Annotated in this window: 15 protein-coding genes and 1 tRNA gene; 8 read left to right on the forward strand and 8 right to left on the reverse strand. The window is 68.9% G+C overall.

Going from position 1 to position 18,102, the window contains the following annotated elements:
• On the forward strand, positions 1 to 498 hold a 498-nt coding region (locus B1A74_RS12465), incomplete at its 5' end, for an aminotransferase class I/II-fold pyridoxal phosphate-dependent enzyme (RefSeq protein WP_143592262.1).
• 30 nt (positions 499 to 528) lie between these two features.
• On the opposite strand, the gene B1A74_RS12470 is transcribed toward B1A74_RS12465, so the two are convergent.
• Complete coding sequence (locus tag B1A74_RS12470; RefSeq protein WP_077244807.1) at positions 529 to 1,842, reverse strand: FGGY-family carbohydrate kinase; 1,314 nt, start codon at positions 1,840 to 1,842, stop codon at positions 529 to 531.
• Between the two features lie 7 nt (positions 1,843 to 1,849).
• Entirely contained in the window at positions 1,850 to 2,272 is a 423-nt protein-coding gene (queF, locus tag B1A74_RS12475; RefSeq protein WP_018870388.1) for a preQ(1) synthase, read from the reverse strand.
• Positions 2,273 to 2,420: 148 nt separating this feature from the next.
• On the opposite strand from queF, the gene smc reads away from it, so the two are divergent.
• Genes smc through B1A74_RS12500 form a run of 5 tightly spaced genes read left to right on the forward strand, consistent with a single transcriptional unit; the run spans position 2,421 to position 9,987 of the window.
• Complete coding sequence (gene smc, locus B1A74_RS12480) at positions 2,421 to 5,936, forward strand: chromosome segregation protein SMC (RefSeq protein ID WP_077244808.1); 3,516 nt, start codon at positions 2,421 to 2,423, stop codon at positions 5,934 to 5,936.
• Positions 5,937 to 5,968: 32 nt separating this feature from the next.
• On the forward strand, positions 5,969 to 7,162 hold the full coding sequence (gene zipA, locus B1A74_RS12485) for a cell division protein ZipA (RefSeq protein ID WP_077244809.1): 1,194 nt from the start codon (positions 5,969 to 5,971) through the stop codon (positions 7,160 to 7,162).
• On the forward strand, positions 7,159 to 9,291 hold the full coding sequence (ligA, locus tag B1A74_RS12490) for an NAD-dependent DNA ligase LigA (RefSeq protein WP_077244810.1): 2,133 nt from the start codon (positions 7,159 to 7,161) through the stop codon (positions 9,289 to 9,291). The genes zipA and ligA overlap by 4 nt, the downstream gene beginning before the upstream one ends.
• Positions 9,288 to 9,680 (forward strand): nucleotidyltransferase substrate binding protein, encoded by a 393-nt coding sequence (locus tag B1A74_RS12495; protein ID WP_077244811.1) that lies wholly within the window; start codon positions 9,288 to 9,290, stop codon positions 9,678 to 9,680. The genes ligA and B1A74_RS12495 overlap by 4 nt, the downstream gene beginning before the upstream one ends.
• A complete protein-coding gene (locus B1A74_RS12500; protein WP_018945675.1) occupies positions 9,673 to 9,987 on the forward strand; it encodes a nucleotidyltransferase family protein in 315 nt (104 codons plus the stop codon). The genes B1A74_RS12495 and B1A74_RS12500 overlap by 8 nt, the downstream gene beginning before the upstream one ends.
• Here B1A74_RS12500 and B1A74_RS12505 read toward each other — a convergent pair.
• Positions 9,984 to 10,835 (reverse strand): ion transporter, encoded by an 852-nt coding sequence (locus B1A74_RS12505; protein WP_077244812.1) that lies wholly within the window; start codon positions 10,833 to 10,835, stop codon positions 9,984 to 9,986. The two genes, B1A74_RS12500 and B1A74_RS12505, sit on opposite strands and share 4 nt — an antisense overlap.
• Positions 10,836 to 10,954: 119 nt before the next feature.
• On the opposite strand from B1A74_RS12505, the gene B1A74_RS12510 reads away from it, so the two are divergent.
• Positions 10,955 to 11,545, forward strand: coding sequence for an SAM-dependent methyltransferase (locus B1A74_RS12510; RefSeq protein ID WP_077244813.1), 591 nt, complete (start codon positions 10,955 to 10,957; stop codon positions 11,543 to 11,545).
• Between the two features lie 18 nt (positions 11,546 to 11,563).
• Here the strand turns inward: B1A74_RS12510 and B1A74_RS12515 are convergent, their stop codons facing one another.
• The 5 genes from B1A74_RS12515 to B1A74_RS12535 form a co-directional block, all read right to left on the reverse strand.
• The gene (locus B1A74_RS12515; protein WP_167769421.1) at positions 11,564 to 13,132 is read right to left on the reverse strand and encodes a phospholipase D family protein; all 1,569 of its coding nucleotides are present in this window, start codon (positions 13,130 to 13,132) and stop codon (positions 11,564 to 11,566) included.
• A gap of 97 nt (positions 13,133 to 13,229) precedes the next feature.
• Positions 13,230 to 13,306 (reverse strand) — tRNA-Val (locus B1A74_RS12520).
• A gap of 389 nt (positions 13,307 to 13,695) precedes the next feature.
• Positions 13,696 to 13,905, reverse strand: coding sequence for a hypothetical protein (locus B1A74_RS12525; RefSeq protein ID WP_018945679.1), 210 nt, complete (start codon positions 13,903 to 13,905; stop codon positions 13,696 to 13,698).
• Positions 13,906 to 13,915: 10 nt separating this feature from the next.
• On the reverse strand, positions 13,916 to 14,920 hold the full coding sequence (locus B1A74_RS12530; RefSeq protein ID WP_077244815.1) for a sensor domain-containing diguanylate cyclase: 1,005 nt from the start codon (positions 14,918 to 14,920) through the stop codon (positions 13,916 to 13,918).
• A gap of 51 nt (positions 14,921 to 14,971) precedes the next feature.
• Positions 14,972 to 17,122: an AAA family ATPase gene (locus B1A74_RS12535; RefSeq protein WP_077244816.1), complete on the reverse strand. Its 2,151-nt coding sequence runs from the start codon at positions 17,120 to 17,122 to the stop codon at positions 14,972 to 14,974.
• A gap of 195 nt (positions 17,123 to 17,317) precedes the next feature.
• On the opposite strand from B1A74_RS12535, the gene B1A74_RS12540 reads away from it, so the two are divergent.
• Positions 17,318 to 18,102 (forward strand): hypothetical protein (locus B1A74_RS12540; protein ID WP_077244817.1); only part of this gene is annotated, 785 nt, incomplete at its 3' end.

Here is an 18,102-nt window from a genome sequence, read left to right on the forward strand (position 1 = left end):
CTGCACCCGAACGTGGTGGTGATCAACAGCTTCTCCAAGTATTTCGCCATGACCGGCTGGCGCCTGGGCTGGATGGTGGTGCCGCCGTCGTGGGTCGATCCGGTCCGCCGCCTGGCGCAGAACCTTTTCGTGGCGCCCTCCAGCGTGGCCCAGGCGGCGGCGATGTTCGCCTTCGAGCCGGACACCGAAGCGGAGCTGCAGCAGCGGGTGCGCGAACTCGAAAGCCGCCGCGACTTCCTGCTGCAGGCCCTGCCGGAACTCGGCCTGGAGGTGCGCGCACGTCCCGAAGGGGCGTTCTACATCTATGCCGACTGCAGTGCCCACGGCGCGGATTCCGAGGCCCTGTGCGCCCGCATCCTCGACGAGGCGGGCGTGGCGCTGACGCCGGGGACCGATTTCAGTCCATCCGATGGCGCGCGCCATCTGCGCATCGCCTATACCCAGAGCGAGGCCCGGCTGCGCGAGGCGGTGGAGCGCCTGCGCGGCGTGCTGACCTGACCCGGGCGTAAAACCGGGCCCGTCTCCGGTTCAGGCCGGGTTCGGTTCCTGCAGCGCCGCGAGCGCGGTGCCCCGCGCAAGACGGGCAGTACCGACCGCGGCCTCGTCGACCGCTGCCGTGCTCACCTCGACCCCGAGGATGCGCGCCCGGATGCGGCTCCAGGCGGGGCTGCGCGCGCCACCGCCGAGGGTCACCACGCGCTGCAGCTCGGGCGCGCCGAGTTCCCGCAGCCGAGCATAGCCATCGCGTTCGATGCGCGCGATCCCTTCGAACAGCCCCTGCAGAAAACGCGCATCGTCCGTCGGGCGGGGTTCCATGCGGGGCGGCAGATCCGGATCGTTGACGGGGAAGCGTTCGCCGGGGCCGGGCAGCGGGAGATAGTCCAGGCCGCTGTCGTGTTCCGGATCCAGCGCCGCACCCAGCCGCTCCAGGTCTGCATTGTCGAAGAACTGCTGCAGCACGGCCCCGCCGCTGTGCGACGCGCCGCCGGCCAGCCAGCGATCCCCGAGGCGGTGGCTGTACACCCCCAGTTGCGGGGCGAACAATGGCCGCGGAGAGAGCTGCTTGAGTGCCAGCGTCGAGCCCAGGCTGGTGACACCCGTGGCGGTATCCGCGACCCCGGCGGCGAGGAAACCGGCGATCGAGTCGGTGGTGCCCGCGACCACCTGCGAGGCCGGACTCAGGCCGAGGTTTGCGGCCAGGTCCGGGTCCACGGGGCCCAGCGGGGTGCCCGCCGGCACCACCTCGGGCAACAGGCCGGCATGGGTGCCGAGCTCGCGGAGCAGCCATTCCGGCCAGCGGCGCCGGACCACGTCGTAGCCCAGCTTGAGGGCATTGTTCTCGTCCATGCGGTCGTAGCGCCCGCGCAGGCGGCCGGCCAGCCAGTCGGCGGGGTGCAGCACGCGGCGCACGCCGTCGAGCCCGTGCTCGCCGCGCAGCCACAGGAGCTTGGCGGCGGAACTGGAGGCCGAGTGGACCGCGGCCTCGGGCGGGGCCAGGCGCGCCAGGCGGGGCACTGCCGGGGCCGCCCGGCGGTCGTCGTACATCAGCGCCGGGTGGAGCGGGTGGCCCTGTTCGTCGGTACAGAGCAGGGTGCCCGAGGTGCCGTCCACGGCGATGGCGGCGGGTTCACCCTCCAGGCCGTCGGTCAGCTCTGCCAGCACCCCCTGCAGCGCATCCCACCAGTGCTCCGGCTCCTGTTCGTGCAGTGGCCCGTCATGCCGGATACCGGCGGGTGCCAGCGCGCGGCTGGCGGTGGCGCGGCGCCCTCCGTCGGGGTCCAGCAGCACGCCGCGCACCCCCGAGGTGCCGACGTCCAGTCCTATGGCCCGGGGCGGATGCACGGCGATGTCAGTATTCGGTGCCCTGCGGGCTGCGCGTCGGCGGCGGCAGGGTCACGCTCTCCGGCGGGGTCCAGCCCTCCTGACGGTGTTCCGCGACCACCGTGGTGTAGATCCCGCCGCGCACGTAGAAATTTGCGGTCAGGCGCATGAACCGCGGATCGGTCGCGGCCACCAGGTCGTTGAGGATCTGGTTGGTCACGGCCTCGTGGAACGCCCCTTCGTTGCGGAACGACCACATGTAGTTCTTCAGCGATTTCAGTTCCACGCAGCGCTGGTCCGCCACGTACTGCAGATGCAGCTCGGCGAAGTCCGGCTGCCCCGTCGCCGGGCACAGGCAGGTGAACTCCGGGATCCGGATGTAGATCGCGAAGTTGTTGTCCGGGGAGGGGTTGTCGAAGGTGTCCAGGGTCTTGCTCGGCTGGCTGGGCATGAATGCGTTCTCGTGTTTCGGCTGTTTTTGCGTGCGCGGTTGGAGAAGCGGGTCGCGCGCGAGTTCCCGTCGGGGTCACGTTCGACCTGTAAGCGTGTACCATTCTACGCCCGTACACCCCAGGCTGCGGAACACCCAGGATACCGACGTGCGCCTTGCCCGAATCAAGCTGGCCGGCTTCAAGTCCTTCGTGGACCCCACCACCCTGGTGCTGCCCGGCAACCGGGTAGGCGTGGTGGGGCCCAACGGCTGCGGCAAGTCGAACACCATCGACGCCGTGCGCTGGGTGATGGGCGAATCCTCGGCCAAGCATCTGCGCGGGGATTCCGGCGAGGACGTGATCTTCAACGGATCCTCCAGCCGCAAGCCCGTGGGGCAGGCCAGCATCGAACTGGTGTTCGACAACTCCGAAGGGCGACTGGGCGGCGAATACAGCGCCTACACCGAGATCGCGGTCAAGCGCGCGCTCACCCGCGACGGGCAGTCGAAGTACTACCTGAACGGCCATCGCGCGCGCAAGCGCGACATCGTGGATCTGTTCCTGGGCACCGGCCTGGGGCCGCGCAGCTACGCCATCATCGAGCAGGGCATGATCGCGCGGCTGATCGAGGCGCGTCCGGAGGACCTGCGCACCTATCTGGAAGAGGCGGCCGGAATCTCCAAATACAAGGAACGCCGGCGCGAGACCGAGAACCGCGTGCGCCACACGCGCGAAAACCTGGAGCGCCTGGACGACCTGCGCGAGGAGGTGGGCAAGCAGGCGGAGCGGCTGAACCGACAGGCGGCGACCGCGGAGCGCTACCAGCAGCTGGCCGCGGATCGCCGGCGCAAGCGGGCCGAGGCGATCCTGCTGCGGCTGCAGGCGGAAGAGGCCGCGCTGGAAAGCCGCCGCGCCGAGCTGTCCGCCGCCGAGACCGAACTCGCCCGGCTGCAGGCCGAGGCGCAGAATGCGCGCACCCGCTCCGAGACCCTGCGTCAGCAGCGCGTGGAGCGCGAGGCGGCAGTGTCCGAGGCACAGAGCGCGTACTACGATCGCGCCGCCGAGGTCTCGCGCCTGGAGCAGTCGATTCGCCATGCCGAGGCCGAACTGGAGCGCGAGACGCGCGAACTGGAGGACCTGGACACGCGCATCCGCACGGCGGGCGAGCAGCAGGATGCGGTGGCCGGGCGCATCCGCGAGGCGGAGCGCGAATGCGAGCGCCTGCGCGAAGCGCTGGAGAATGCGGAACGCGAACAGCAGCGCCTGGAGGCCGCCGCCGAGGAGGCCGAACAGGCGGACCAGGCGGCGCGCGAGGCCCAGCAGGAATGGGAGCGCAATCTGGCCGAACCGCGTCAGGCCGCGCAGGTGGCCCGTTCGCGCATGGACAGCGCCGAACAGACCCGCCAGCGCCTCGCGCGCCGGCGCGAGAAGCTGGAGTCCGAAAAGGCCGCACTGCCGCAGACCCATCCGGGCGAGGAGGCCGAGCGCGTGGAGGGCGAGCTCGCCGGGCTGCGTGAGGCCCTGGAGGCGGAGCAGGCGCGCAGTGCCGAGGCGCGCGCCGAGCTGGAACGTCTGGAGGCGGAGCAGGCGGAGGAACAGGAACAGGCCCATGCCGTGGAGCGCGAGCACCGCGAGGTGGCCGGGCGCCTGGCCGGGCTGGAATCCTTCGGTGGCGAGGCCGATCCCGAGGCGACTCGCAAGCGGCGCGAGGAATGGGCCCGGCGCCACGGTATCGACGCCGGCCGCCCGCTGGTCCAGGCGCTGGAGGTCGAGGACGGCTGGGATACCGCGGTGGAGGCGGTGCTGGGGAGCTGGCTGGAAGCCGAGGTGCCCGAAGGTGCCGGCGATCCCCTGGGGCTGGAGGCCGCGGCCCTGGCCGATCTGCCCGAGGCGCCGCTGCGCCGCCTGGATGGCACGGCGTCCGCCGAGCCGGTACCCGACGACAGCCTGGCCGCGCGGGTGCGCGGTCCGGCAGCCGTGCGGCGCTGGCTGGCCGGCATCTACTGCGCCGCCGATGCGCAGGCGGCGCGCGAGCGGGCCCGGGACTGTGGCCCGGGCGAGAGCGTGATCACCCCCGGCGGGACCTGGCTGGGCCCGGGCTGGCTGGCCCATGGCACGCTGGAAGCCGAAGTCAGCGGGGCGGTCGCGCGGGTGCGTCTGGCACGCGAGCTGGAGCAGCAGCGCGATGCCCTGCAGGAGCGCGGCCGGGCGCTGGAGGCTTCACTGGCGGGGCGCAGGGAGCGCATCGGCGAGGCGCGCGAGGCCCGCGACGCGGTGGACGCGCGGATCGCGGAACAGCGCAAGCAGGTGCAGGAGGGCGAGAACCGCGTGCAGCGGCTGCACGATCAGGCGCGCCAACTGGAACAGCAGCAGGCGCGCATCGACCGCGAGCTGGAAGAAGTTGCCGAGGAGGACGAACGCGTACGTACCCAGTTCGACGAGGCCGAGGCCGAACGCAATCGGGCACTCGAGCGTCTGGAGGGTCTGGAGGCCGATCGCGAAGCCGTGGAGGCCCGGGTGGCCGCGACCCGCGAGGCCCGTCAGCAGGCACGCGAGCAGGCCCGTTCGGCACGCGATGCCGCGGGCAAGGCACGCCTGGCCGAGCAGGAGGCGCGCCATCGGCTGGAGCGCGAACAGAGCGAGCGGGAACGCCTGGAACGCCAGCTGAGCGAGGATCGCGAGCGTCAGGGACGCCTGCGCGAGGGTCTGGAGGGCCGGCGTGCCCCGCTGGAACAGTGGAAGAAGGACCTGCAGGCGGCGGCCGAGGCGCGTCAGGCCGCCGAGAGCGCGCTGACCGCCGCGCGCGGCCAGCTGGACGAGTGCGATCATGCCCTGCGCGAGGTGGCCGGCGAGCTGACGGAACTGGAACAGCGGGTGGAGCAGCAGCGTTCCACCTGCGAGGAATACCGACTGGACCAGCGTTCACGGGCCACGCAGCTGGAACAGCTGCGCGAACAGCTGCAGGAATCCGGATTCGACGCGCGCGAGCTGGCGGCCGAGTTGCCGGAAGACGCCGGCGTGGAGGCCTGGGACCGGGCGATCGCCGAGCTGGACCGGGCGATCGAGAAGCTCGGGCCGATCAATCTGGCGGCGATCGACGAGGCCCGCGAGCTGGAAGAACGCCAGCGCTATCTGGAGGAACAGCACGCCGATCTGATCGAGGCGCTGGAGACCCTGGAGGCGGCGATGCAGCGCATCGACCGCGAGACCCGCACGCTGTTCCGCGAGACCTTCGACAAGGTCAACGCCGGGCTGGGGGAGAAGTTCCAGCGCCTGTTCGGCGGCGGCGAGGCGCGCCTGGAGATGACCGGCGACGACCTGCTGGATACCGGCGTGGCGATCATGGCGCGTCCGCCGGGCAAGCGCCTGTCCACCATCCATCTGATGTCCGGGGGTGAGAAGGCGCTCACGGCTTCGGCCCTGGTATTCGCCATCTTCGAGCTGAATCCGGCACCCTTCTGCATGCTGGACGAGGTGGATGCGCCGCTGGACGAGGCCAACGTGGGGCGTTTCGGCGAGCTTCTGAGGGAGATGTCGGAGCGGATCCAGTTCATCTTTATCACCCACAACAAGTCGACCATGTCCATGGCGGAACAGCTGATCGGCGTTACCATGCACGAACCGGGCGTGTCGCGTCTGGTCAGTGTGGACGTCGACGAGGCCGTGGAAATGGCCGGGGCCTGACGGCGCCGGCGCGCAACGAGCGAGGAATTTTCGTGGACTGGATGCGGTTGAGTCTGCTGCTGCTGGGAATCGTCCTGATCGCGGGGATCTGGATCACGCACCGCATGCGCACGCGTGCGCGCGAGCGTGACGAGGCCGATGACGCCGGCGACTGGGCCGATGATGCGGTGCATATCCGTGCCGGCGCGCCCGATCCGCTGGACGAGGGCCCCCGGGTGACCGGCGGACGGCGCGAGCCGCATCTCGGCGTGACCTCACCGGGCCCGGATGCGGAGCCCGATCCGGATGATCCGTTCGAGGCCGCGCCGCGCGGCTCGGCCTCCGCGCAGGAACCCGTCAACGACATCTACGGCGTGCTGGAGGACGAAGAGCCCGGCGCCGGAGCCGGGGCCGGGGCCGCCGACCATGGTGCGTCCGGCCCGCGCGGGTTCGAGACCGACTACGGCGGCGACCTGCGGGCGGTGCCCGAACCCGAGCCCGAACCCGAGTCCGGGCGCCGTGCGGCTCCGGGGCGCCAGCGTCGCCGGAGCGCGAAGCCGTCGCCCGGGGAACGCCTGATTGCCGTCGGTCGCCAGGGTCTGGATGCCGTGCGCGCACGCATGCCGGGACCCGGACGCAAGTCGCGTGGCCCGGTGGGCGAACGCCTGGACCCGGACCACGAGGTGGATCCGGATCTGATCGAGGAGCCGGACCGGCCGGATCCGGAATCGCTGGGCGAATACGTGTCCGATCCGTGGAAGGCGGGCGAGAACCCGCGCGCCGCGTCGGCGTCGCTGCAGGAGAAGATTCTCCTGCTGCACGTGGTCGCGCCCCGGAACAAGCCGTTCACCGGGGTGGCGCTGGGCGCCGCGCTGGAGCGCGCCGGCCTCAAGCCCGGGGCGATGGACATCTACCACTACCATGAACCCGCCAGCGACAAACGGCAGCCGCTGTTTTCGGTGGCCAACATGGTGGCGCCGGGCACCCTGCGTGACGAGGACCTGGCGGACATGATGACCCCCGGCGTCACCCTGTTCACCCAGGTGCACTACAGTGCCCATCCGCAGCGTGCGTTCGAGGCACTGCTGGAGAACGCGCACGCGCTGGCACGCGACCTCGGGGGCACCATCCTGGACGCACAGCAGTCGACGGCGACGAACCAGACCCTGGCGCACATGCGCGAGGACCTGAACCAGTGGCTGCTGCGCAACCGGCCCGACATCCTCCGTCGCGGGAGGACGCAATGAGCGCCGACCGCGAGCGCCTGGAGGCGCTGCGCCGACAGATCGAACACCACAACCGGCGCTACTACGTCCACGACGACCCCGAGATCTCGGATACCGAATACGACGAGCTCCTGCGCGAGCTCGAGGCGCTGGAGGCCGCGCACCCCGAATGGATCACCCCGGACTCGCCGACCCAGCGCGTGGGCGCGCAGCCGGCCGAGGGCTTCGCGACGGTGCGCCACCGCCTGCCGATGCTGTCGCTGGCCAACGGTTTCGAGGCGGAGGAGATCCACGACTTCGACCGGCGGGTACGCGAACGTCTGGCGCGCGAGACCGGTGATCCGGCACGCGCCGAACAGGCCGTCACCTACATGGCCGAGCCCAAGCTGGACGGGCTGGCGATTTCGCTGCTGTTCGAGGACGGGGTACTGGTGCGCGCCGCCACCCGCGGCGACGGCGAGACCGGCGAGGACGTGACGGCCAATATGCGCACCGTGCGCCCGGTGCCGCTGCGCCTGGATCCGGCCGGGGCGCCGGGCGTGGGAGGCACGATCCCGGCCGTGCTGGAGGTGCGCGGCGAGGTGTTCATGCGCCGGGCCGATTTCCTGCGCCTCAACGAGGGCCTGGAGGCCGAGGGGCAGCGCGGTTTCATGAACCCGCGCAACGCCGCCGCGGGCAGCCTGCGCCAGCTGGACCCGAAGGTGACGGCCCGGCGGCCGCTGAGTTTCTTTGCCTATTCCGTGGGGCATGTCGAGGGCGGGGCACTGCCGGGGCGGCAGTCGGCGGTGCTGGACGCCCTGCGCGATCTCGGCCTGCCGGTGTGTCCCGAACGCCGCGTGGTGACCGGGGTGGCGGGCTGCCTGGGCTACTACGAGGAGCTGGCCGCGCGCCGGCGCGATCTGGATTACGAGATCGACGGCATCGTGTACAAGGTGGACGATCTGGCCGACCAGCAGGTGCTGGGGTTCGTGTCGCGGGCCCCGCGCTGGGCGATCGCGCACAAGTTTCCGGCCGAGGAACGCACCACCACGCTGCGCGATGTCGAGTTTAACGTGGGGCGCACGGGGGCCCTGACGCCGGTGGCGCGGCTGGAGCCGGTGCTGGTGGGCGGCGTGATGGTCTCCAACGCCGGGCTGCACAACATGGACGAGGTGGAGCGCAAGGATATCCGCGTCGGCGACCGCGTGATCGTGCGCCGCGCCGGCGACGTGATCCCCGAGGTGGTCGGTCGCGCCGGGGGCGAGCGGCCGGCGGAGACCCGCCCGATCGAGCTTCCGGCCGCCTGCCCCGAATGCGGCTCGCATGTTGAGCGGCCAGAGGGCGAGGTGGTGGCGCGCTGCACCGGCGGGCTGGTCTGCCCGGCGCAGCGGCGCGAGGCGCTCAAGCACTTCGTGTCGCGCCGCGCCATGGACATCGAGGGCTTCGGCGAGAAGCTGATCGAGCAGCTGGTCGACAACGGCCGGGTACGCACCCCGGCGGAGCTGTTCGCGCTGGACACGGAGACCCTGCAGCAGCTGGAACGGGTGGGGCCGAAACTGGCCGACAACCTGGTGCGCGCGCTGGAGACCGCGCGCGAGACCACGCTGGCGCGTTTCATCTTCGCCCTCGGCATCCGCGAGGTCGGCGAAGTCACCGCGCAGGCCCTGGCCGCGCATTTCCGTGACCTGGATGCCCTGATGGCGGCGGATGCCGAGACCCTGCAGTCGATCCCGGACGTGGGCCCCGTGGTGGCCGAACACATCGTGCATTTCTTCGCCGAGCCGCATAACCGCGAGGTGGTCGAAGCCCTGCGTGCGGCCGGGGTGCACTGGCCGGTACCGGAGCCGGCGCCGGCCTCCCCCGGTGACGCCGTGGACGAGGCCGCGCAGGCCCCGCTGGCGGGCCGCACGTTCGTGCTGACCGGCACGCTTGAGGAGATGAGCCGCGACGAGGCCCGTGGCCGTCTGGAGGCGCTGGGCGCGAAGATCACCGGCTCGGTGTCCAGGAAGACCAGCGCGGTCATCGCGGGCGCCGACCCCGGCTCCAAGGTCGCAAAGGCCGAATCGCTGGGCGTCCCGGTGCTGGGCCCGGAGGAACTGGCCCGACTGCTGGAGGGCGAGGATCTGCTGGCCGAGCCCGAGCCCGAGCCCACGGAAGGAGGCAGCGCATGAGTGACGGCCTGCTGGTGACCCCGCTGCGCGACGCGGCCGCCTCGCTGGAGCGGGCGCTGGCGCAGCCGAAGGACGAGTTCATGCGCGACGCGACCATCCAGCGCTTCGAATACAGCTTCGAGCTGGCGTGGAAGCTGCTGCAGCGGCGCCTGGTCGAGGATGAGGGCCGCGAGGTGGTGATGCCGCTCAGTCGTCGGGAGTTGTTTCGTCTGGCGGCGACGCGGCAGCTGATCGAGGATCCCGCGCAGTGGTTTGCCTTTCACAGGGCCCGCAACATGACCTCCCACACGTATAACGAAGCCGTGGCGGAGGAGGTGTACGAGATTGCGCGAAGCTTTCTGCCCGCCGTGCAGGCCCTGATCGAGAAGCTGGAGCAACCGGGTGGTTGACCTGACGCCCGCTCAGCGGGAGGTGGTGGAGCGTCTCGTGAGGCGGCACCTGCCCGCGGGGACGCGGGTGTGGCTGTTCGGCTCGCGCGCCACCGGGTGCAGCGCGCCCGCTTCGGATCTGGACCTGCTGGTGGATGCCGGCGAGGCCCTGGATTTCGCGATCCTCGGGGAGCTGGAGGCCGACCTCGCCGAGTCGGACCTGCCGTTTCCGGTGGATGTGGTGGATGCGCACCGCATATCGGAGGCGTTCGCGGCCCGCATCCGCGCCGAATGCGTGCCGCTCCCGGAGGTCGGGGAGCTGGGCTAGCGTCCTTCGCGCGATCGCTGTTCCAGCAGGTTCTGCATCCGGGACAGGCGTTCCTGCAGTGCGGTGGTCTCCTCGTGCAGGGCCTGCAGCTCGCCGTGCAGCGCCTTGTTTTCCTCATGGACGCTGTCGTGGATTATCTGCTTTTCCACTTCCACCGCGCGATCGTGCATGCGCTGCATCGCGTCCACGATGATGGCGATGAACAGGTTGAGCACGGTGAACGTGGCGATCAGGATGAACGGTACGAAGAACGCCCATGCCCAGGGATGCTCCTCCATGACGGGGCGGGCCACGTCTTCCGACCAGCCCTCCAGCGTCATCACCTGGAACAGGCTGTACATGGTCGCGCCGAGACTGCCGAACATCTCGGGATGCGTTTCGCGGAACAGCCCGGTGGCGATGATCGCGAACACGTAGAAGATCAGCAGCAACAGACCGATGATGGAGATGATCCCCGGGATCGCGCGCAGCAGCGCCTCCACAATGAACCGCAGCTTGGGCACCAGCGAGACCAGGCGCAGCAGACGCAGCACGCGCAGCACCGAGAACGGACCGGTAGCCGGGATCAGCGCGATGCCAACGACGAAGAAATCGAACACGTTCCACGGGTTGCGCCAGAAGCCCAGACGATAGACGAACATCTTGGTCAGGACCTCGACGGTGAAGATCGACAGGATGATCACGTCGGCGCTGTTGATCACGGGGCCGATTGCCTGCATGACCGTGTGCGAGGTCTCCAGTCCCAGGGTCAGGGCGTTCAGCAGGATCAGTCCGATGATGAAGCGCTGGGTGTAATTGGCTTCGATCAGGGCCGTCAGGCGGCCGCGCAGGGTTACGGTCTCGGTCATGGTGGCCTGGTCGTGAAAACGAACGTATGAAGAAGCAATCGGGTGACTGCAGGGCGCGCCAAGAGTAGGCCAAACCCGCGCGCCCGGCAATGGAGCCCGGAACATGCAAGGAGTGGATGATGTGGGATGAACGCTATTCAACGGAGGAATTCGCCTACGGCACCGAGCCGAACGACTTCCTGCGCGAAGCGGTGGCGACCCTGCCGCCGGGCGACGCGCTGTGCCTGGGCGAAGGCGAGGGCCGCAACGCGGTGTATCTGGCCGAACAGGGCTTCGACGTGACCGCGGTCGACAGCTCTCTGGTGGGCCTGCGCAAGGCCGAACGGCTGGCGGCCGAGCGCGGGGTGAGTATCCGGACCGAGGTCGCCGATCTGGCTGACTACCGCATTGATCCGGAAAGCTGGGATGTGATCGTGTCGATCTTCTGTCACGTGCCACCGGAGATCCGTCGCCGTGTGCATGCCGATGTCGTACAGGGGCTGCGCCCCGGCGGGACTTTCATCCTCGAGGCGTACACGCCGGCGCAGCTGGCGCACGGCACCGGTGGTCCGCCGGTGGAAGAATTGATGATGGACCTGAACGCGCTCAGCGAGGAGCTCGATGGCCTCGAGTTCGATTACGCCCACGAGCTGGAGCGCGAGGTGATCGAAGGGGTTTACCACACCGGTCGCGGCGCGGTGGTGCAGGTCGTCGGCCGGCGTTCCTCCTGAGCGGGCTGCCCGCGGGTATTACAGCAGGCTCTCCACCGGGAACAGGATGGTGAGATCCGAAAGGATCTGACGCATGTGGCCGGCCTTGGGATCGCGCCGCCACGTGCGGCCCTGGTCGTCGCTCCAGATCAGGTTGTCCTCGGCGTCCAGCTCGACCCGGTAGGCGAACTCGGGCTGGATAATCCGCTCGTGCAGGTCCACGGCCTGGCCGACCAGCGCCGGTTCGCGCAGGAACACCCCGGATTCGGTATTGCTGTAGGCCGAACGCGGATCGAGGTTGTAGGAGCCCACGAACGCCTCGTGGCCGTCCATCACGAACGCCTTGGTGTGCAGGCTGGTCTGCGACGAGCCCAGGCCCCAGCGCCTGGCCCGTTCCTCGCCGTTTGGCAGGGCGGTGGGGCGCAGCTCGTACAGCTCCACGCCGCCCTGCAGCAGGGTCGGTCGGCGGCGTGAATATCCGCTGTGGGTGAACACCACATCATTGGAGGCCAGCGAGTTGGTCAGCACGCTGACGCGAACGCCACGCTCCGCCATCTCGATCAGTTCCCGGGTGCCCCGCCGCTGTGGGACGAAATAGGGCGTGATGATGCGCAGCTCGTTGCTTACCCCGGAAAAGCGGGCCCGCAGCGCCGGGGTGACCCCGCCATCCCGCTCGGGATCGAAACCCGCGGTGTCCAGCGCCTTGGCGGGCGGGTCCGCCACGAAGTCCGCCGCCGCGGTCCAGACATAGGCCTCGTCATCGTCGATATGTCCCGGGGGCAGGCGCCCGGCCGGGGCCTTCTGCAGCAGCGGGTGGTCGTTCTGTGTGGACAGCCATTCCTGCAGGGCCTCGCGATGTTCCTGCAGCCGGGGCGGATCCGGGAGGCGCGAGACCACGCGCTGGATGCCGATGGCACCCTGACTGTTCCAGAAATCGTGGAACGAGGCCTCCACCTCGGCGGCCATCGGCCCGACGATCGCCACGTCCAGATCCGCGAAATTGTATTCCGGGCTGGCCTCGAAGTACTCGTCGCCGATGTTGCGCCCGCCGATGATCGCCAGGTGGCCGTCGACCACCCAGGCCTTGTTGTGCATGCGCCGGTTGAGCTGCACGCCCCGGGTCAGGAATTCCAGTCCCTTGCCGAGCATCCCGTGACGGGTGCGGAAGGGATTGAACAGGTGGATGTCGATGTTGGGGTGCTGATCGACGGCGGCGAGGATGTCGTCGCGGCCGCGGGCATCGATGTCGTCCAGCAGTACCGAGACGTTGACCCCGCGGTCGGCCGCGCGCAGCAGCTCGCCGAGAAGGGCCCGGCCGGCGGCATCGTTGCGCCAGATGTAGTACTGAATGCTCAGCCGATCCTCGGCCTTGCGCGCGCTGAAGGCCCGCCACTGGAAGGCCTCGACACCATCATCCAGCAGACGGAATCCGGATTCCCCCGGGGATGCGTCCACCCGGGGCGTGATCCATTCGGCGAGGGGACCTTTGTCGGCCGGTGCGGCGGGCGGATTCGCGGGGCGGTCGTCGCGCGGTTCCAGCGACGCACAGCCGGAGGCCAGCAACAGCACCGCAAGCCCCGTTACCAACGCCCTGAGCCTGGACTCCATGTCTGACCGCCCCGATCTCCGGCAGCCCGACCCGATGTACGGGTTCCGGGCGAAAAAAAGGCGAGCCGGACCAGGTCGGGCTCGCCTTTCACAAATCTGGTAGGCGCGAGTGGACTCGAACCACCGACCCCCACCATGTCAAGGTGGTGCTCTAACCAACTGAGCTACGCGCCTGTCGTGTCCGAGACGCGTATTCTACAGCGTCTTTCGGGTGTGTCAAAGGATGCTGTAAGTGTCGGATTTGTTGAGCCATTTCGAAGGGCGTTCTGGCTATTGTGGCACATGTCGCGTTGATCATGGACTGCCCGGTTCCGTACCGGCCATCGCTGGTTATGCTGCCTGGGCCTTGTGTGGGCCTTACATGTGCCTGAATCGAACGAGGTTGGGGCGATCCGGTGCCAACGCGAGCGTGTACATTGATCAGTGTTTCCTTAAATTCGCAGAGTAACTGCATAGCCTGAAACCCGGGGCTCGCAATGTCATCCGGTTTCCAACCGGATGGGCAGACGGGCGATGACGGCGCTGCGCTGCGTGTAGCGATCGCCAAAGGACTCGCCCCGATCTCATTCGTTCTGCGTATCCTCCAACGGATCGCCGCCCAGGTAATCGCGCAGAGCTTCGTACTGGTAAAGCGCCGCAAGCATCTGCACGAACTCGCTTTCCCGCAGCAGGACCACGCGCGAGCCGTCCGCGATGCGGACGAACTCCGGGTGCAGGGTGAGCCCATCTCCCGGTTCCTGCGTATCGGGCGTCTTGGTCTTCTCGGGGGCCATATGCCGTTTCTCAGTCTGCGGGGGCCTCCGGTTCATCCGGACCGGCCGGGGTGTCGTCCGTTTCCAGACGGTTGCGGCCATGGGCCTTCGCTCTGGAAAGGGCAGCGTCGGCGCGGCGCAGGGCCTCTTCGAACCCCTCTCCGTGGTCCACAGAAGCCGTCCCCGCCGAAACGGTCAGGGTTTGGGCGATGGAGGTGTCGGCGACAGCAATGGACCGGGTTTGCGCCACGACTCTTTTCCCCAGGCTGGCCGCGCCGGAAAGGTCGGTGTCCGGCAGCAGGATCACGAACTCTTCGCCTCCAATCCGCCCCAGACGGTCGCTGGTGCGCAGCAATTCGGCGCAGGCCTGCGTGAAGCACCGCAGTGCTTCATCCCCCCGCGCATGGCCGAAACGGGTGTTGATGCTCTTGAAGTGGTCGATGTCCAGGATGAGAAGCGACAGCGGGTGCCCGTAGCGGCGGGCGCGCTCGACTTCCGAGTGGGCCCGTTCGAACAGAGCTCGGCGGTTGGCGATCCCGGTCAGCGGATCGGTCTCTGCCGCCTGGCGCCAGTACTGCTCGAGCTGTTTGCGCGGCGTGATGTTGACCGCGACCCACAGGACCACGGGCTTGGGATGATCGTAACCGGGCAGGGGCAGGACACGGTCTTCAAAACACTGTTCGATCCCATCCTGCGTGGCTTCACGAGCCGTGGGCGTGAGAACGGCCACATCGTCGACGCGGAGCTGGTACTCCAGGGTCTGCATGTCGCCGGTCCGCAGGGCGGTTCGGATCGCCTCGAGACATGCTTCGGCGACGGTCGGGGGCAGCGCTTCGGCGACGCTGTGCCCCTCCAGTCCCTTGCCGCTCACGTACATGGCTTCGTTCGCCCCGCCGATGACCCGAACGTACAGCCCGTCCTCGTCGATCACGAACGAGATGTCGGGCAAGGCCTTGAGCAGGGTGAGGAGCTGATCGCGCTCGGTCCTCAGGCGCTGGATCAAACGATCCGGGTTCGATCGCGAGATGTCGTCCATGTTTTCTCTCCATATCCACGGGCCGTGAGGCCCGGTCCGTTCGAGGGGGGCTCAGGCGAAACCCGCCGCGCGGCGTCCGGCCCCCGGCTTGAGGCGCTGCTCCGCCGCCAGGGCCTCGGCCAGGGCCTCCTGGGTCAGCTCGCCGGTACCCTGCCGGCGGGTATGCCCTCGCACGACCGTCGCGAAATCGCCGGCTGTGAGGTCATCGAGCCTTTGGACGGTTGCGCGGGCGGATTCCGTGGCGCAGCCATCGCTGGCATCGACCGGTTGAAGCCGTTCCACCAGTCGCTCGAACAGCCGTACCCGCTGCTCCATGGTCAGCGGACGCAGGTTCAGTTTGTGGTCGAACCGCCGCAGGGCGGCCGGATCCAGCGCTTGGAGGAAATTCGTGGCGCACACCAGGATCCCGCTGAACGCCTCGATCTGGACCAGCAGTTCGTTGGTGCGGGTCGTCTCCCAGGAGTGGCGGGCGCCGGAACGGTCGGTCAGGAAACTGTCGGCTTCGTCCAGCAGCAACACCGCGCCCTCCCGACGTGCTTCGCGAAAGGCCCGTGCGAGGTTCTTCTCGGTCTGGCCCACGTAGGGGGAGATGAGCTCGGAGCCGGTCCGCTTGCGCAGGGGGCGGTCCGCCCGCCGTGCCAGGTGATGGGCCAGCGCGGTCTTGCCGGTCCCCGGAGGACCGTGGGCCAGCAGGGAACCGGACCCCGCGACGACCAGATCCTCCAGGACCGAATCCACGTCCCCTTCCGTGTTGAGGTTCTCGAGACCGTATTCCAGCGCGGCGTTCGCCCGGGGCATCGCAAGCGGGGGCCGCCCCTGGAGCTCGGCCTGCTCGGACAGATGGTCGGTGATGACGGATTCCGCCGATTCGCCATGGGCGGCCTGATCCAGCAGGCGTGCGACCCGCGCGGAGCGCTGGATCTCGGCCGGGGTGAGGCCCTCGATGCCAGCCATGTGGTCCAGCCATTCGTCACTGACCTCCAGCCCCTCGCAGGCGCGCGCCATCAGGGCGCGGCGGACGGAGCGCGGAGGATGACCGACCTCCAGGGTGAAATCGAAGCGCCGCAGATAGGCCGGATCCAGTTGCTCCGGGTGGTTCGTGATCCAGATCGCCGGGACCGGGTTATCCTCGAGCATCTGGTTGGTCCAGGCCTTGCCGCCGGTACGCGGTCCCCGCCGGGTGTTGCCGAACAGGGCGGCTAGCGGATCCTGCCCGAACACGTCTTCGATCTCGTCGAAGGCGACAAGGGAGCGGGAAGCCCGCCTCAGGAGATACTGGCAGAGCTGATAGGCCCGCTGCCGGTGCGGCGCGTCCATCGGTGTGCCATCGGGGGTCTCGTGATTGACCTCGCGGCCTTCCAGCCCGAGCTCCTGTGCGAGGCGCCGCACGAGCTGCGTCTTTCCGGTGCCGGGTGGCCCGTAGAGCAGGATATTGACCCCCGGAACGTTCTGCGAAGCGGCCTGGCCCAGCAAGGCCCGCAGCCGTGCCAGCGGCTGCTCCAGGTGGGCCAGGGCCATCTGATCCCCCTCCGGCTCGGGCATCGGGCGGAAAAACGCGCTGAAGACCGGCTCGGCCGACTCCATCCGACCGACCAGTTCCGACGCCAGATCGCCGAGCAGGTCGAAACCGAGCTGGTTCGACATCAGCATGCCGCGACCCTCGGTTTCGACGAGGCCGGAACGCACCAGCGTGTTGCGGGGCGACAGGGTTTCCCGGACCTCACGAAGCGAACGGGCCAGGGCGACCGCCACGATTTCCTCCGCGGTCAGGTCCACCGCGTCGCGCACGCTGGAAAGCAACGAGGCGAAAGGATGATGTGAGGCATTCAGTGCCAGGATCTGCAGGACCTCGCGTTCGCATTCCGAAAGGCCCAGGGGCTCCCCGAAAAGACGGACGTTGCGGGCGATTGGGTGATCCCGCTGCAACGGGCCGGCCTGCTGTTCGACGGCGTCGGCCCGCTCGATGACCGCCTCCACCCGTTCCGTGTCGTCCCAGACGTCTCCGTCGTGGTCCACGCCCAGCGCCTGAAGCATGTCGTCATCCAGCGAACGCAGGAGCGTCCCGGTCAGGTCCATGGTCAGGGCATGGCGCAGGACACGCAGGGCCCAGAGGGCCCGGATGCCTCCAAGGTTGCCGGGCAACTCCCCCCGGCGGGCGGAGCGGAAAGACTTGCGTGAGCGGCGGCGTTTGCTGACGGGCATGGCCTGGACTCCTCGACGAATGGAGCTCCAGCCTTGCACACGCAGGCGACGGTTTTTGACGTTTACTCGTTACGCGGCTCACCGGGTGATCGGGCGCGGCGCCCGTACGTCCGCCAGGCCTTGTCCATGTTCCGGGCATAACGGACGATGGTTACTCCGCAACATGAGGAGGGCGCTGGTGCCAGGAGCGGCGGGATGACGGGGGTACGCCCGAACACGATGCGATCTCTGCTGCTGCTTCTGGCGGCTGCAGGCGTGCTCGGGGGGAGCGTTCAGCTCCTTCCGGTCCTGCCGTGCTGGCTGGCGATCCTGCCGATGGCCGTGGTGGCCGGCGTGATCGGGCACGGGCTCTTCGAGTTCCGAAAGACGCGCCGGCGGGCCTGGGCGCGGCAGTATCTGCGAGAGGACGGAGCCCTCGCCCGGTGGGTTCGGCCCGGGTTGCTGATGCGCCTCGTCAGTGCCGGAGTTGGATTTCTCCTCGCGATTCTGCTGCTGGTCCAGCTTGATCGCTGGGCGAGCCCTCAATGGGTCCTCCTTGCGATCAACGTCCCGGTGTTCCTGTTTCTGGCCGTACGAGCCCGGCGGTGGCTGGAGCCGGAGGTTCTTCCCCAATGGCTCGAGCCACTCTCGAGGGTGCTGGCCGTGCGTCTGAACGTCGTGATCCTGACGCCTTTCCTGGTGATTCTGGATTTCATTGCCGAGCAGACGTACTACCGCGGCGAGCCATACGAACGCGTTCTGGAAACGGTGGCGACTTCGCCCGGATGGAACTGTCATCTACTGGACCCCGTCCTGCGGGCCATGGTCTACGTTACGGAACTGAGCTACTGGGTCATGCAGAACCTGGTGGGAAGCGTCGAGACCGGCGGGCCATGGGTGCTGGTGGCCTGGATCCTGGTTTTTCTTGCCAGCCTGGGTGCGGCCTGGGCGTGGTCGCGGCTGTTGATGGGACTGTGTTACTTGTCGGGTCCCGGCTGTTT

Source organism: Thioalkalivibrio halophilus (assembly GCF_001995255.1).
Classification (GTDB): Bacteria; Pseudomonadota; Gammaproteobacteria; order Ectothiorhodospirales; family Ectothiorhodospiraceae; genus Thioalkalivibrio; species Thioalkalivibrio halophilus.

Bases quoted from the DNA above. Each gene is read 5' to 3' on its own strand.
- B1A74_RS12530 (WP_077244815.1), bottom strand. From the start codon at position 14,920: ATGGACGACATCTCGCGATCGAACCCGGATCGTTTGATCCAGCGCCTG.
- B1A74_RS12495 (WP_077244811.1), top strand. From the start codon at position 9,288: ATGAGTGACGGCCTGCTGGTGACCCCGCTGCGCGACGCGGCCGCCTCG.
- queF (WP_018870388.1), bottom strand. From the start codon at position 2,272: ATGCCCAGCCAGCCGAGCAAGACCCTGGACACCTTCGACAACCCCTCC.
- B1A74_RS12525 (WP_018945679.1), bottom strand. From the start codon at position 13,905: ATGGCCCCCGAGAAGACCAAGACGCCCGATACGCAGGAACCGGGAGAT.
- B1A74_RS12515 (WP_167769421.1), bottom strand. From the start codon at position 13,132: ATGGAGTCCAGGCTCAGGGCGTTGGTAACGGGGCTTGCGGTGCTGTTG.
- B1A74_RS12535 (WP_077244816.1), bottom strand. From the start codon at position 17,122: ATGCCCGTCAGCAAACGCCGCCGCTCACGCAAGTCTTTCCGCTCCGCC.
- B1A74_RS12510 (WP_077244813.1), top strand. From the start codon at position 10,955: ATGTGGGATGAACGCTATTCAACGGAGGAATTCGCCTACGGCACCGAG.
- B1A74_RS12505 (WP_077244812.1), bottom strand. From the start codon at position 10,835: ATGACCGAGACCGTAACCCTGCGCGGCCGCCTGACGGCCCTGATCGAA.
- ligA (WP_077244810.1), top strand. From the start codon at position 7,159: ATGAGCGCCGACCGCGAGCGCCTGGAGGCGCTGCGCCGACAGATCGAA.